General features: G+C 66.9%; 13 protein-coding genes. 10 read left to right on the forward strand and 3 right to left on the reverse strand.

Annotation, left to right across the window (positions count from 1 at the left end; all coding sequences use genetic code 11):
• Positions 1-65: 65 nt before the first annotated feature.
• A complete protein-coding gene (hisD, locus tag ASG43_RS01350) occupies positions 66-1,367 on the reverse strand; it encodes a histidinol dehydrogenase (protein WP_056500916.1) in 1,302 nt (433 codons plus the stop codon).
• Between the two features lie 80 nt (positions 1,368-1,447).
• Between hisD and ASG43_RS01355 the strand changes: the two genes are divergently transcribed.
• The 5 genes from ASG43_RS01355 to ASG43_RS01375 all read left to right on the forward strand — a co-directional run bounded on the left by ASG43_RS01355 (position 1,448) and on the right by ASG43_RS01375 (position 6,507).
• Positions 1,448-2,170, forward strand: coding sequence for a cupin domain-containing protein (locus ASG43_RS01355; RefSeq protein WP_280137181.1), 723 nt, complete (start codon positions 1,448-1,450; stop codon positions 2,168-2,170).
• 198 nt (positions 2,171-2,368) lie between these two features.
• A complete protein-coding gene (locus ASG43_RS01360; protein WP_244487969.1) occupies positions 2,369-3,391 on the forward strand; it encodes an ABC transporter substrate-binding protein in 1,023 nt (340 codons plus the stop codon).
• A gap of 75 nt (positions 3,392-3,466) precedes the next feature.
• A complete protein-coding gene (locus ASG43_RS01365; RefSeq protein WP_056499422.1) occupies positions 3,467-4,534 on the forward strand; it encodes an ABC transporter ATP-binding protein in 1,068 nt (355 codons plus the stop codon).
• The gene (locus ASG43_RS01370; RefSeq protein WP_056499424.1) at positions 4,531-5,706 is read left to right on the forward strand and encodes an ABC transporter permease; all 1,176 of its coding nucleotides are present in this window, start codon (positions 4,531-4,533) and stop codon (positions 5,704-5,706) included. Before ASG43_RS01365 ends, ASG43_RS01370 begins: the two co-directional genes overlap by 4 nt.
• A gap of 3 nt (positions 5,707-5,709) precedes the next feature.
• A complete protein-coding gene (locus ASG43_RS01375; RefSeq protein ID WP_056499426.1) occupies positions 5,710-6,507 on the forward strand; it encodes an ABC transporter permease in 798 nt (265 codons plus the stop codon).
• 49 nt (positions 6,508-6,556) lie between these two features.
• On the opposite strand, the gene ASG43_RS01380 is transcribed toward ASG43_RS01375, so the two are convergent.
• Positions 6,557-7,537, reverse strand: a complete 981-nt coding sequence (locus tag ASG43_RS01380; RefSeq protein ID WP_056499428.1) for an asparaginase — start codon at positions 7,535-7,537, stop codon at positions 6,557-6,559.
• A gap of 280 nt (positions 7,538-7,817) precedes the next feature.
• The gene (hydA, locus tag ASG43_RS01385) at positions 7,818-9,248 is read right to left on the reverse strand and encodes a dihydropyrimidinase (RefSeq protein ID WP_056499431.1); all 1,431 of its coding nucleotides are present in this window, start codon (positions 9,246-9,248) and stop codon (positions 7,818-7,820) included.
• A gap of 137 nt (positions 9,249-9,385) precedes the next feature.
• Between hydA and ASG43_RS01390 the strand changes: the two genes are divergently transcribed.
• The 5 genes from ASG43_RS01390 (at position 9,386) to ASG43_RS01410 (ending at position 14,056) form a co-directional block, all read left to right on the forward strand.
• Entirely contained in the window at positions 9,386-10,042 is a 657-nt protein-coding gene (locus ASG43_RS01390) for a GntR family transcriptional regulator (protein WP_056500921.1), read from the forward strand.
• Positions 10,043-10,140: 98 nt separating this feature from the next.
• Positions 10,141-10,533 carry a VOC family protein gene (locus tag ASG43_RS01395; RefSeq protein ID WP_056499432.1) on the forward strand — a complete coding sequence of 131 codons (393 nt, stop codon included), beginning with the start codon at positions 10,141-10,143 and terminating at the stop codon, positions 10,531-10,533.
• A gap of 58 nt (positions 10,534-10,591) precedes the next feature.
• Complete coding sequence (locus ASG43_RS01400) at positions 10,592-12,157, forward strand: ABC transporter substrate-binding protein (RefSeq protein WP_200939451.1); 1,566 nt, start codon at positions 10,592-10,594, stop codon at positions 12,155-12,157.
• Between the two features lie 56 nt (positions 12,158-12,213).
• Positions 12,214-13,179: an ABC transporter permease gene (locus ASG43_RS01405; RefSeq protein WP_056499434.1), complete on the forward strand. Its 966-nt coding sequence runs from the start codon at positions 12,214-12,216 to the stop codon at positions 13,177-13,179.
• A 1-nt stretch (position 13,180) separates the two neighbouring features.
• Complete coding sequence (locus tag ASG43_RS01410) at positions 13,181-14,056, forward strand: ABC transporter permease (protein ID WP_244487944.1); 876 nt, start codon at positions 13,181-13,183, stop codon at positions 14,054-14,056.
• Positions 14,057-14,063: the final 7 nt, after the last annotated feature.

A 14,063-nucleotide genomic window follows, 5' to 3' on the forward strand; every position in this document is an offset into this window, starting at 1 on the left:
CGGTCGAAGGACGGCAAGCCCCACCTCAAGCACGGAGCGGCTCGCCGTTTTGGGGGCAAGCGGCGTCAGAGCGACGATGCACCGCCCTGCCCGCGCTCGACCCGTAGGGCAGCCGCACGGCGATGGCCTTCCAGGCCCTCGCTCGCGCTCTGGCGAACGGCGGCCGGCGCGACGGCGGCGACGCCGCGTTCGTCGAGCCACTGATGCGTCGCCACCTTGACGTAGGAGCCGACCCAGAGACCGCCCGTATAGCGCCCGGCTCCCATGGTCGGCAGCGTGTGGTTCGTGCCGCAGCACTTGTCGGAATAGACGACGCTCGCCATCGTCCCGATGAACAGCGAGCCGTAGTTGCACAGCCGCGCCGCCGTGGCATGCGCGTCGGCCGTGTGGACCTGGAGATGCTCGGCGGCGATATGGTCGGAATAGGCGACCATCGCGTCCTCGTCCTCGCAGAACACCACTTCGCCGAAGCGCTGCCACGCCTCGCGCGCCACGGCGGCCGTCGACAAGTCGCCGAGCTGGCGCTCGACCTCGGCCATCACGGCCTCGCCCAGCGCCCGGTCGGTGGTGATGAGGCCGACGCGGGTGCGCACGTCGTGCTCGGCCTGGGCGAGAAGATCGGTCGCGATCATCTCGGCATCGCCCGTCCCGTCCGCAAGGACGTAGATCTCGCTCGGTCCCGCCAGCTGGTCGATGCCGACCTGCCCGAAGACCTGCCGCTTGGCCTCGTTCACATAGGCGTTGCCCGGACCGACGATCTTGTCGACGGCGGGAATCTGGGCCGTTCCATAGGCCATGGCGGCGATGGCCTGCGCGCCGCCGAGGCGGAAGATCCGGTCGGCCCCGGCGAGATGGCATCCCGCGACCATCGCCTCGTGCGCGCCGGGCGGCAGGCAGGCGATGATCTCTCCGACGCCCGCGACCTTGGCCGGCACGATGGTCATGACCGGCGCGGACAGGAGCGGATACCGCCCGCCGGGAACATAGGCTCCGATGCGCCCGATCGGAATCACGCGATGACCAAGATGCACGCCCGGGAGCGGCTCCACGTCGAGCGGCAGGATGGTCGCAAGCTGCGCCCGGGCGAAAGCGGTGACGTTGGCGATGGCAAAGAGCGTGTCCGCGCGCGTCTGCGGATCGAGGGACTCCACGGCCTTCTGCCGATCCTCCATCGAGACCTCGAAGGTGGCGATGTCGACCTTGTCGTGGAGCGCACTGTAACGCGACAAAGCCGCGTCGCCATCGCGGCGCACATCCGCGACGATCTCCTTCACCGTGGCCTCGATCGCGTTTCCGCCGGCGACGTCGCGCTCGGGGGCCTTGAGGTGATGGATGCGCGAGCCCTGCGCTGCGGTTGAGGTCGACATCGGGATCTCCTGGGGGAAGGCGACCGGCTCTTCAGACAGCCGATCGGCCCGAACGATCGCAAAGCCGATCGAACTTCTCAATGACGCGCGCCGAAGCGGTCGATATAGTCACCAACGGGTCCGTGCGGTGCAAACCGGACAGGCACCCGCCCCCTGAGGACAGGACCGTCGGACCCGGGGACGGCCGGCCTGGAACGAGCGCTGCTCGCCGGTGCGCCGTCGCAAGGCCCATCCGTGTCGAGAAGGAGCGAGCCATGGCGGCGATCGGGCTGAAGATCCAGGAATTGCGGCGGCGACGCCAACTCTCCGCGCGGCAATTGGCCATTCGGTCCGGCATCTCCCATTCCACGATTTCGCTTCTGGAGCGCGATCGTCTCAGCCCGTCGCTCGACACGCTGAGCGCGATCCTGGAAGCCATGGGCTCGACCCTCACCGGCTTTTTTTCCGAACTGGAGGCGACCATGCCCTATTCGCCCTTCTACCGGTCGGACGAGCTCGCCGAAATCGGCCGCGCCGACGGGATCTCCTACAGGATGGTCGGAATCAACCACCCGAACCGTCATCTGCTGCTGCTCTGCGAAACCTACACGCCGGGCTCCGACACCGGGCGGGCCCTCTCCCACACGGCGCAGGAGGCGGGCGTCGTCACCCGGGGTGCGGTGGAGGTGACGGTGGGCGAGGAGACCCGCCTGCTCGAGACCGGCGACGCTTACTACTTCGACAGCCAGACGCCGCATCGCTTCCGCAACCCAACCGACGCACCGGCCGAACTGATCAGCGCCATCACCCCGCCGACCTACTGAAGCGTGCGCCGTGGTCCCAAGGCCCCCGGCGGATTGATCCGCTCCTGAGCAGTCTGCCCTGGGCAGTGCGCTGCAAACGTCGATTATTTTCAACAGTCGCAAGGATCGCTGCGCGGACCTGTTTTTTTATGCTTCAGTCGCCTTCCCAAAGGTTCGTGGAGAGGAAAAGCGATGCACGCGACGGGATTGTTGAAGACGATGGGTGCCCTCTTGGTCGGATCGCTCCTGGCGACCCAGCCGGTTCTGGCGCGCGACCTCACCGTGGTGTCCTGGGGTGGAAATTACCAGGACGCCCAGCGGCAGATCTACTTCCAACCCTTTGCGGCCAAGGCCGCCAAGCCGTTGCTCGACGAGTCCTGGGACGGCGGCTACGGCGTCCTCGCGGCCAAGCTCCAGGCCGGCACGCCGAACTGGGACGTCGTGCAGGTCGAGACCGAGGAACTGGCCCTCGGCTGCGCGGACGGCCTCTATGAGCCGGTCGATTGGGCCAAGCTCGGCGGCGAGGACAAGTTCATCCCCTCCGCGGTCAACGAATGCGGCGTCGGCGCGATCGTCTGGACGACCGGCCTCAGCTACGACGCCGACAAGATCGCGACGCCGCCGACCAGCTGGGCGGACTTCTTCGACGTCGCCAAGTTTCCGGGCAAGCGCGCCCTGCGCAAGGGTCCGAAATATGCCCTCGAATTCGCGCTGATCGCCGACGGGGTCGCGCCGAAGGACGTCTACACGACGCTCGCGACGCCGGAGGGCGTGGACCGTGCCTTCGCCAAGCTCGACACGATCAAGAAGGACCTGATCTGGTGGGAGTCCGGCGCGCAGCCGATCCAGCTGCTCGCCTCCGGCGAGGTCGTGATGACCTCGGCCTACAACGGTCGCCTCGCCGGCATCAACAAGTCCGAAGGCAAGAACTTCCAGATCGTCTGGCCGGGCTCGATCTACGCCGTGGACAGCTGGGTCGTCCTCAAGGGCTCGCCGAACAAGGAGGCGGCCTTCGACTTCATCCAGTTCGCGAGCCTTCCGGAAAACCAGTCGAAATTGCCGGAGTTCATCGCCTACGGCCTGCCGAACAAGGAAGCCGGCGCGATGCTGAAGCCGGACGTCGCGGCGCAGCTTCCGACCGCGCCCGCCAATCTCGACGTCTCGATCCCGCTCGACGGCGACTTCTGGGTCGACAATGTCGAGGCGCTGACGACGCGCTTCAACGCCTGGGTCGCCCAGTAAGCCCCTCTCTCCAAGCGGACCCGGCGGGATCGCCGGCCGGGTCCGCACAGTGCGCGCACTCCAACGGACGGACGGATGACACCCTTCATACACTTCCAGCAGGTGTCGAAATCCTACGGTCCGATCCGCGTGATCGAGGATCTGGAACTGGAGGTCGGCAAGGGGGAGTTCCTGTCCCTGCTCGGTCCCTCGGGCTCCGGCAAGACGACGACGCTGATGATGCTCGCCGGGTTCGAAACGACGACCTCGGGCACGATCCTCCTCGAAGGCCAGCGCATCCAGGGCCTTCCGCCCCACAAGCGCGGCATGGGCGTGGTCTTCCAGAACTACGCGCTGTTCCCGCACATGACGGTCGCCGAGAATGTCGCCTTTCCCCTCGACATGCGCAGGCTCGGCCGCGCCGAGCGGGATCGGCGTGTCGCCGAGGCGCTGGAGCGGGTGCAGCTCGGGCATCTGGCCGATCGCAAACCCTCGCAGCTGTCGGGCGGACAGCAGCAGCGCGTGGCGCTCACCCGCGCCCTCGTTTTCGAGCCGAAGGTCGTCCTGATGGACGAGCCGCTCGGGGCGCTGGACAAGCAGCTGCGTGAGGAAATGCAGCTCGAGATCCGAGCGTTGCACCGCCGGCTCGGCCTCACCATCGTCTTCGTCACCCACGACCAAGGCGAGGCGCTGACCATGTCCGATCGCATCGCGATCTTCGACAAGGGCCGCATCGCGCAGATCGGCAACGCCGCCGACGTCTACGACCGCCCGGCGAACCGCTTCGTTTCGCAATTCATAGGGGAGACGAATTTCCTACCCGGCCGGGTCGCCGGCACGGGCGAGGGAACGATCCTCGTTGATATCGGTCAGGGCCTCGCCGTCGAGGCGGCGGCCCCGGCGGCAGGGACCGTCGAGGGTCTTGTCGTCGTGTCGGTCCGGCCCGAGCGCCTCCATGTCGGGCCGCCGGAAAGCGCCGGGCCGAACGCTCTGTCGGCCATCGTGGAGGACGTCGTCTACCAGGGCGATCACCTGCGCCTCCATCTCGACATCGGGCCGCTCCGGGTCGTCGCCCGCCTCGAACGCCGTGCGGCCGCGCCGGCGATCGGTGAACGCGTGGCCGTCTCCTTCGCGGCCGCGGACTGCTCGGTGTTTCCCGCATGACCGGGGGGACCACCTCCCGGCTGACCGCCCTTGCGCTCGTCGCCCCGCTCCTTCTGTTCGTCGCGGTCTTCTTTCTCTGGCCGCTCTGGACGATGGTCTCGGTCGCCGTGCGCGACGATGCCGTGTCGGCGGCCCTCCCCCGCACGGCGGCCGCGATGGAGACGTGGAACGGCGAGGGCGAACCCGGCCCGGACATCGAGGCCGCGATCCTCTCGGACCTGCGCACCTCGCCCGCTTCGACCCTCGGTCCTGCGGTGAGGCGACTGAACGGCGACGTGAACGGCTTTCGCACGCTGATCGCCAAGACGACGACGGCGGCAAAGGCCGACGCGCCGCCCGCGCCGCTCCGGGACGTCGACCCCCGCTGGAGCGACCCGCGCTTCTGGCTCGCCATCCGGAACGCGACTTCGGCCTACACCGATCGCAACCTTCTCGCCGCGGTCGATCTCCAGCGCGATGCGGCCGGCGAGATCGCCTCGCTGCCCGCGACGGCCTCCGCGAACCGCCTGATCATCGGGCGCACCTTCGTGATCGCCGGCACGATCACGCTCGTCTGCCTCGCCATCGGCCTTCCCTATGCGATGCTGATCGCGGCGTCCTCGGGCTGGCGGCGCAACGCCCTGCTCCTCGCCGTGCTCCTGCCGCTCTGGACCTCGCTGCTCGTCCGCACGGCCGCCTGGTTCATTCTTCTGCAGGATCAGGGCATCATCAACCGGACGCTCGTCGACCTCGGCTGGATCGACGGCCCCCTGCCCCTCATCTTCAACCGGGCGGGCGTCGTGGTCGCGATGACGCACGTGCTCCTGCCCTTCATGGTCCTGCCGATCTACAGCGTCCTGTCGACGATCCCGAAGACGCTGATGCCGGCCGCAGCCTCCATGGGCGCGAGCCCGCTCCGCGCCTTCTGGCGCATTCTCCTGCCGCTGACGGTTCCGGGCATCCTGGCGGGCTCGCTCCTCGTCTTCATGGTGGCGATCGGCTACTACATCACCCCGGCTCTGGTCGGCGGGCCGAACGACCAGATGATCTCCTCGATCATCGCCTTCTACTCGCTGCAGACGGCCAATTGGGGCATGGCGGGCGCTCTCGGCCTCATCCTTCTCGTCGTCACCACCATCCTCTATCTGATCTACGGCCGGCTCTCCCGCGCCGGCTCGCCGCTGGGGGCCTGAACCATGCTGCGTCCGGTTCAGGCCGTCTTCGGCATCGTCGTGATGGCTTTCCTGCTCCTGCCGCTGGCCGCGATCCTGCCGCTCGCCTTCACGTCGAGCATCTTTCTCAACTATCCCATTCCGTCGGCGTCTCTGCGCTGGTTCGAGGAACTCGCGAGCGCCGATGCCTGGCGTCTGTCGATCGTGAACAGCCTCGTCATCGGCTCCGCCGCGACGCTTCTCTCCGTCGTGCTCGGCACGGCGGCGGCGCTCGGCCTCAAGGGCGGCCGGCTTCCCTTCGCCAACCTCCTGCGCACGCTCTTCCTGCTGCCCATGGTGGTGCCGGCGGTGGTGCTGGGCGTCGGTCTGCAGATCGCGCTCGTCCGGCTCGGGCTCGCCAATTCCTACACCGGCGTCGTCCTCGCCCACACGGTCCTCTGCGTGCCCTTCGTGATCGTCAGCGTCTCGACCGCGCTCGACGCCATCGACCGGCGAACCGAGCAGGCCGCCGCCAGCCTCGGCGCCCCGCCCGCCACCGTGTTTCGCCGCGTCACGCTGCCGCTGGCCATGCCGGGGATCGTCACGGGCGCGGTCTTCGCCTTCGCGACCTCGCTTGACGAGGTGGTGCTGACACTCTTCGTGGCCGGTCCGAACCAGAGGACGCTCGCCCGCCAGATGTTCTCCTCGATCCGCGAGAACATCTCCCCGACCGTCGCGGCCGCGGCGTTCCTCCTGATCGTCGGGACGCTGCTCCTCGCGGCCCTCGCCGCGCTCCTGCAGCGCCGCAGCCCGAAGAAGCCGGGCGCGGCGGCGGGGCCCTGATCGCCGTCGCCCTTCCTCGTCGGACCACCGGCGCAGAAAGAGCCTTTGGTCAGCGTCCGAGGGCCGAGACTTCGGTGCGAAGGCCTGCCATGTCGTAGCCCGCGCCCAGAAGGACGGCCGCCAGCAACCGCGCCTTCACGCCGCTGAGATCGCCCGCGAAGATCGCGCCGGCGCGCTCGGCATCCTTGCCCCCGCCATTGCCGTAGACGGGCTTCACCCGCCCCTCCGGGCATCGCGAACAGAGGATCACGGGCGTACCGGCGGCGACGATCTCGGCGATGGCGGCGGTGATGGCGGGCGTCGGGTTTCCCCGCCCGAACGCCTCGACGACGATCGCCTTGGCTCCGCCCGCCGCCGCCGCCCGGATCAGGCGGTCGGAGGAGCCCATCGCGAGCTTGATGAGCTCGACGTCCTCCTCGATGCGCTCGGCGGCGAAGACCTTGCGCGGGCCGGTCCGGCGATGAACCGCGACCACCGCGTCGTCGACCTCGCCGAGCTTGCCGTGCTCGCCGGACCGGAACGTGTCCGTCCGCGAGGTGTGCGTCTTCGTGACGTCGCGGGCCGCGTGGAAATCGCCCTCGAAGCAGATCATGGCTCCGAGCCCCCGCGCGGCCGGCGCTGCCGCGAGACGGATGGCGTTTGCGATGTTGCGGGGCCCGTCCGTGTCCGGGGCATCGGCGCTGCGCTGCGCCCCGGTGAAAACGACCGGTTTGTCCGAGGCGACGAGGAGATCGGCGAGATAGGCGCTTTCCTCCATCGTGTCCGTGCCGTGGGTGACGACGACGCCGTCGCAGCCGGGGTCCTCCAGATGGTCCGCGATGCGCCGGGCAAGCGCGAAGGACAGCGGCAGGTCGATCGCGAAGGAGCCGACCTTGCAGAAGTCGTCGAGTTCCACCGCGATGCCCTCCAGGGGATCGTGAAGGCTGGCCTTGAGCTCCGCTCCGCCGAGCTCGGCGACGACATCGGCCTTCGCCCCGCCGGGGCGGGAGGCGATCGTGCCGCCGGTGGTGATCAGTCGAATGGTCGTCATGAAGAGGGATCCTCGATGGTCGGGACATGCGCCCGCGGGGCCGCGGCTTCGGCTGCATCGGCGTCGGACGCAGCCGGGTCCAGTCCGCACTGTACCGGCAAAACGCGACCGGAGGGCGAAGACTCCTCTCTTCGATCCCGCAGCGCCGATCGCGCCGGGAGCCGGCTCATCCCGCATCGGTTCGACGGCCATTGGACGTTCGACGTCGAGCCGCGCGAACCGCCCGTTTGCGTCGACTCCTCTTTCCGTCGTCGCCTTGAAGGCTGCGACGGGACTTCGATCAGTGGTCGAGGCGACACGCTTCGGCCATCTCGGCCGCCTGCATGGCGGAGGACGTGCTCATGGCCATGCGCCGTCCTCGACCGGGCCGCGCGAGGCATTGGCCGCCGGACAGGACCACCTCTCCCCGAGACAGAACCGTCTCCGGCCATCCCCTTACCGTTCGGCCCGCGAAGGGATTGTAGCCGGTCGCGTCGTGCAGGTCGTTCTCGCCGAACGTCACCGTCCGCTCGGGATCCCATAGGACGATGTCGGCATCGGCGCCGACCTCGATCCGCCCTTTGTTCGCAAGGCCGAAGATCTCGGCGGGAGCCGTCGACGTCACCTCCACGAATTTCTCTGCCCCGAGCCGACCGCCATGGACCATCGCGTCGAACATGAGCGGCAGCCGGAGTTCCAGGCCGGGCATGCCGTTGGCGATGCGGTGGAAGGGCGCGTCCGGGCCGTGCGCGAACTTGCCGGATGCGTCCAGTCGATAGGGCGCGTGGTCCGACGAGACGATCTGCAGCGTCCCGTCCGCCAGCCCGTCCCAGAGCGCGTCCTGGTCGTCGGATCGCCGCTGAGGCGGGCTGCACATCAGCTTGGCCGCCTCTTGCCCGCCGACGTTCAACTGGTCGCCCGTCATGAACAGATAATGCGGGCACGTCTCCGCCACGACGCGAACGCCGCGCGACCGCGCGGCCCGCACGATCTCCACGCCCTCGCGCGTCGACACGTGGAACAGCATGATCGGTTGTCCCGTGAATTCGGAGAACACGCACATGCGCCCGAGGGCTTCGATCTCCGCGGCGCGGGGATGGGAGAGGGGATGGAACCTCGGCTCGACGCGGCCGCTCTCCAGCAGCCGTCGGGTCATCCAGCGGATGAGCCCGTCGTTCTCGGCGTGGAAGCACACCAGTGCGCCGGACGCCCTTGCCGCCCAGAGCACGTCGAGGATGGCCTCGTCGGCGAGACGAACCTTCTCGTAGGTCGTGAAGATCTTGATGGAACGATGCCCGTCCTCCATCAGGTCCGGCAGGTCGCGCGAGAGGTTGTCGCCGGATACGTCCGACACGATCATATGGAAGGCGTGATCGATCAGCGCGCCCTTTCCGGCGAGGTCTGCATAGGCCCCGACGACGTCGCGCAGACGCTGGCCCGGATGCTGGGCGGCAAACGAGACGATGCTGGTCGTTCCGCCGTGGAGAGCGGATCGCGTTGCGGTCTCGAACGTGTCGGCATTCAGGATCCCCGCGCCCGAGATCTGCTCCACATGGCAATGGGTATCGACGCCGCCCGGCATCACCAGTCTTCCGCGAGCGTCGATGCTCCGCTTGGCCGGGCCGAGGTTCGAACCGACGGCCACGATCGACCCGTTGCCGATGGCGAGGTCGGCCTGTACGGACTGCTGTGCCGTGACGATCAGGCCGCCCTCGATGAGCACGTCGTGCATGACTTGTCCTCGCGCTGCTCGTCGAATACGTTCTTATGGATACTCGCGGTATACATCAGTTCGCAAGGGGTGTCGGAACGTGGTTCGGCATGGCGCGGCCGACCGGGTCCGACATCGGGCGATGCCAAGGAGCCGACATGAAGCCGGACAGAAACCTCCCGCAGACGCTCGGCCAGTCCGTTCACGAACGCCTGCGCGCGATGATTCTGGCGGGCGAGCTTTCCTCCGGCACTCCGTTGCAGGAGAAGGTCTTCGCCGAGAGACTGGGCGTGTCGCGGACGCCCGTCCGCGAGGCCGTCGCCAAGCTGACGAGCGAGGGTCTGGTGACCCGCGACGGCGGCGGCGTTCCCACCGTCAGCCGGATCTCCGTCTCCGAAATCATGGAAATCCTGCATGTTCGCCGGCTGTTGGAAAGCGAGACCGCGCGCCAGGCGGCCGGCGTCAATGCCTCGCCCGAGCCGTTCCTGGCGCTTCGGGGGCAGTTGACCCGGTTTTTGCAGGGGGACCGGCCGAGCGTTGCCGAATATGCCGATTTCGATGAGGATCTGCACAGTCTCGTCGCCCGGACGGCCGGATCCCATCTGCTGACCGAACTGGTCAAGGGACTGAAGCTGAAGACCCGGATCTTCGACAAGGGATCGATACCCGAGCGGTTCGAGCCGGGCTGTCGCGAACATATCGAGATCATCGAAGCGATCCTGGCGCGCGACCCCGATCGCGCCGAACTCGCGATGCGCACGCATATCGAAAACGCGCGCAGCGCGATCCTCGGCCACCTCTCGCGTCTGTTCTGAACCATCCGCACACGGCACGTTGGACCACCCGCAAAAACCGCTTGCCATTTCTTGTGTATACCGCTTGGATGGCAATCGTATACGAAGCGGAGCATAATATGGTGGCGGCAGGCGGCGTCAGGCCCGAAGGACCGATCCTCGGCATAACCTTCCTCTACTATCGCGATCTCGACCGCGCGCTCGCGTTCTACGAGACGGTGCTCGGATTTCGGCTGGCCATCGATCAGGGATGGTCGAAGATCCTGTCGATCACGGGCGCCGCGCATGTCGGGCTCGTGGACGAAGCCCGCGGCATGCATCGCGCCTCCGATCAGAAGCCCGTCCAGCTCTGCATCCGCGTCCCCGACGTCGATGCCTGGCACGCCTACGTTCGAACGCATGGCGTCGACGGCCTGACCGATCCGAAGAGCAGCGAGGCCCTGCGCATCCGCGCCTTCGTCTTCAACGATCCCGAAGGCTACCAAATCGAAGTCCAGTCGGCTCTCGACTGATCCAGTCCCCAACGAGACGGCAAAGGCCGGCGAGTCCATCCTCAGAAGGAGAATGTCCATGACCCACCATTCGACGATGCGCCGCCTGCTGACCACGGCGACCCTCGCCTTCGCCATCGCCCTGCCCTTCGCCACGATGGCGGATGCCAAGGACCTGACGATCGGGCTGACGTCCGACCCCACGATCCTCGACCCGCAGGCGGGCGAGGAACTTTCCAGCAACATCATGTTCTACCATGTCTACGACCCCCTCGTCCGGCGCGACGCGGACCTGAAGTTCGGCCCCGGCCTCGCCGAAAGCTGGTCCCAGAAGGACGACAAGACCTGGCTGTTCAAGCTGCGTCCCGACGTGAAGTTTCACAACGGCGAGGTGCTGAAGGCCTCCGACGTGGTGTTCACCATCGAGCGCCTGAAGGCGTCGGTCATGTCCAATCTTTCGGCCAACATCGCCGGAGCGAAGGCGGTTGACGACCTCACCGTCGAGATCACGACGCCGGGCCCCTACGCCGCCCTTCCCAACGATCTCGCAGCCATCCTCATCCTGAACGAAGCCTACGTGACGTCGGTCGGCGACGCGGAAATCGGCCTGAAGCCGATGGGAACCGGCCCGTACCAGCTGAAGCAATGGGCGAAGGAAGACCGCCTGACGCTCGAAGCCTTCCCGGACTACTATGGCGGCAAGGCGAAGATCGACACCGTCGTGTTCCGCCCCATCACCAATCCCGCCACCCGCACGGCCGCCCTGCTGACGGGTGAGTTGGACGTCGTCCAGGATCTCGCGGTCCGCGACATCGAGCGCGTGAAGGCCGAGACCGGCGTCACGGTTCTGACCCGGCCGAGCCTCCTCAACATTCTCCTCGCGTTGGACGTCCGAGAGACGTCGCCGACCATTTCGCTTGACAAGAATCCGATGCAGGACCGCCGCGTTCGCGAAGCGATCGCGCGGGCCATCGACGTCGCCACGATCGACCGCGTGATCATGAACGGATTGGCGACGCCGTCGGCGCAATACGTGCCGGAATCGCATCTCGGCTTTGTCGAGGGGGCCGATTTCCGCGCGATGTACCCGTTCGATCTCGCTCGCGCCAAGGAACTGATGACGGAAGCGGGCTTTCCCGACGGCTTCACGATGACGCTGGACGCCACCAACAACCGCTACGTCAACGACGCCCAGGTCGCTCAGGCCCTGGCGTCGATGCTGGCCAAGATCGGCATCGAGCTGAAGCTCAACCTGATGCCGAAATCGAACTTCTGGGGCTACATCCGCGTCCCGTCCGACAAGTCCAGCCTCATCATGTCCGGATGGGACGTGCCCTCCGGCGACGCGGGCTCCATGTACAACGCGCTCTACTACAGCCGCGACAAGAAGCCGGGCTTCGGCGAGGTCAACCGGACGGGCTACTCCAATCCCGAGGTCGACGGTCTTCTCGACAGGGCGGACTCGACGTCGAAGCTGGAAGAGCGCGACGCGCGCCTGCAGGAGGCGACCAAGATCCTCCTCCAGGACATTCCGATGGTCCCCATCCACTACGAGCAGGATGTCTATGCCTCGCGCGACGGCGTGACGTTCACGCCGCGCGTCGACAAGTTCATCTGGGCCTACGAAATGGACGTCGCCGAATAAGAAATCCCATCGGCACGGCGCTCTCCGGCGCCGTGTCCTTCGGCTGAGGTTCCCGGATGTTTGCTTTCACGGTCAGACGACTGATCCAGATGGTCGTCGTCCTCTGGGCGGTGTCCGTCATCGTCTTTCTCATGATGACCTTCACCGGCGATCCCGTGTTCATGGTCGTCCCGATCGACGCGACGCAGGGCGAGATCGACCAGGCGCGGCGGATCCTCGGTCTCGACCGGCCGATGATCGTTCAATACGGCATCTTCCTCGCCGGACTGGTTCAGGGCGACTTCGGGCTGTCCTACGTGTTTCGCCAGCCGGCCTTCGGCCTGATCCTCGAACGGCTTCCCGCGACGATGGAGATCGTCGTGGTCGCCATGGCGATCGCGACGGTCGTCGCCATCCCGCTCGGCGTCTATGCCGGCGCCAATCCCGGCAAGCCTCTGTCGCGGCTGATCATGTCGGGCTCGCTGCTCGGCGTGTCCCTGCCGGGCTTCTGGGTCGGCATGATGCTGATCTGGGTCCTGGCGGTCGAATACCGGATCTTTCCGTCCTCGGGCCGCGGCACGGTCGGCACGATCCTCGGCATCGAGACGTCCCTCGCCACCGGTTCGGGCTGGCAGCACATCGTCCTGCCGGCCGTGACGCTGTCCGTCGGCACCCTCGCCATTCTCCTTCGCATGACGCGCGCCGGCATGATGGAGGTGACGCGCCAGGATTACATGAGGTTCGCTCGCGCCAAGGGCGTCTCGCGCCGCGGCGTCCTTTATGGACATGGCCTTCGCAACGCCCTGATCCCGGTCGTGACGATCTTCGGCCTGCAGCTCGGCGATCTCATCGCCTTCGCGACCATCACGGAGACGATCTTCGCCTGGCCCGGCATGGGCAAGCTGCTGATCGACAGCATCTATCGCGCGGACCGGCCGGTCATCGTCGTCTACCTGATGCTCGTCGCTCTGATCTTCGTGGTCATCAACTTCGTTATCGACGTTCTTTACACGTTGATCGATCCGCGCATCACGGTGAAATGAGATGATGACCGGATTTCTCGCCTCTCAAATGGCGTTCAACTGGCGCCGGAACGTATCGGCGATCAGCGGCACCGTCATCCTGCTGATCTGCCTCTTCATCGTCACGCTCGGCCCCTCGCTCGTTCGACAGAACCCCTACGACGTGATGCAGCTGGAGCTTCTGGACAGCTATCTGCCCCCGGCCTGGCTCGAAGGCGGAAGCGCGAAGTATCTCCTCGGCACGGACGGCCAGGGCCGCGACGTCCTGGCGGCCGTCGTCTACGGCACGCGGATCTCGGCGCTGATCGGCGTGGCGGCGACCCTCCTGTCCTGCGTGCTCGGCACGTTCCTCGGCTTGATGGCCGGTTATTTCGGCGGCTGGATCGACGCGCTCATCATGCGGATCGCGGACGTTCAGCTGTCGTTTCCCTCGATGCTGATCGCCCTCTTCCTGATGTCGGCCTTCGGCACGGGAATCGACAAGATCCTGATCTCGCTGACCGCCGTCGGCTGGGTCGTCTACGCCCGCACCGTGCGCGGCTCGACGCTCGGCGAGCGCAACCGGGAATACGTCCAGGCCGCGCAGGTCGCCGGCCTGTCCAACCGCGCGATCATCGCACGCCACATCCTGCCGAACGTCATGACGCCGCTGATCGTGATCGCGACGGTGCAGGTCGGCACCTTCATCCTCATCGAGGCATCGCTGAGCTTTCTGGGTGTGGGCGTGCCCGTCACGCAGCCCTCGCTGGGGCTTCTCATCAAGAACGGTTTCGACGTCCTGTTCTCCGGCCTCTGGTGGACCTCGCTGTTCCCCGGCCTGATGATCATGGCGATGGTGTTTGGCATCAACCTGCTCGGGGACTTTCTTCGCGACGAGCTGAACCCGCGGTTGAAATAGGGGCTCC

Origin of the sequence: Aureimonas sp. Leaf454, from assembly GCF_001424685.1 — a bacterium.
GTDB lineage: Bacteria > Pseudomonadota > Alphaproteobacteria > Rhizobiales > Rhizobiaceae > Plantimonas.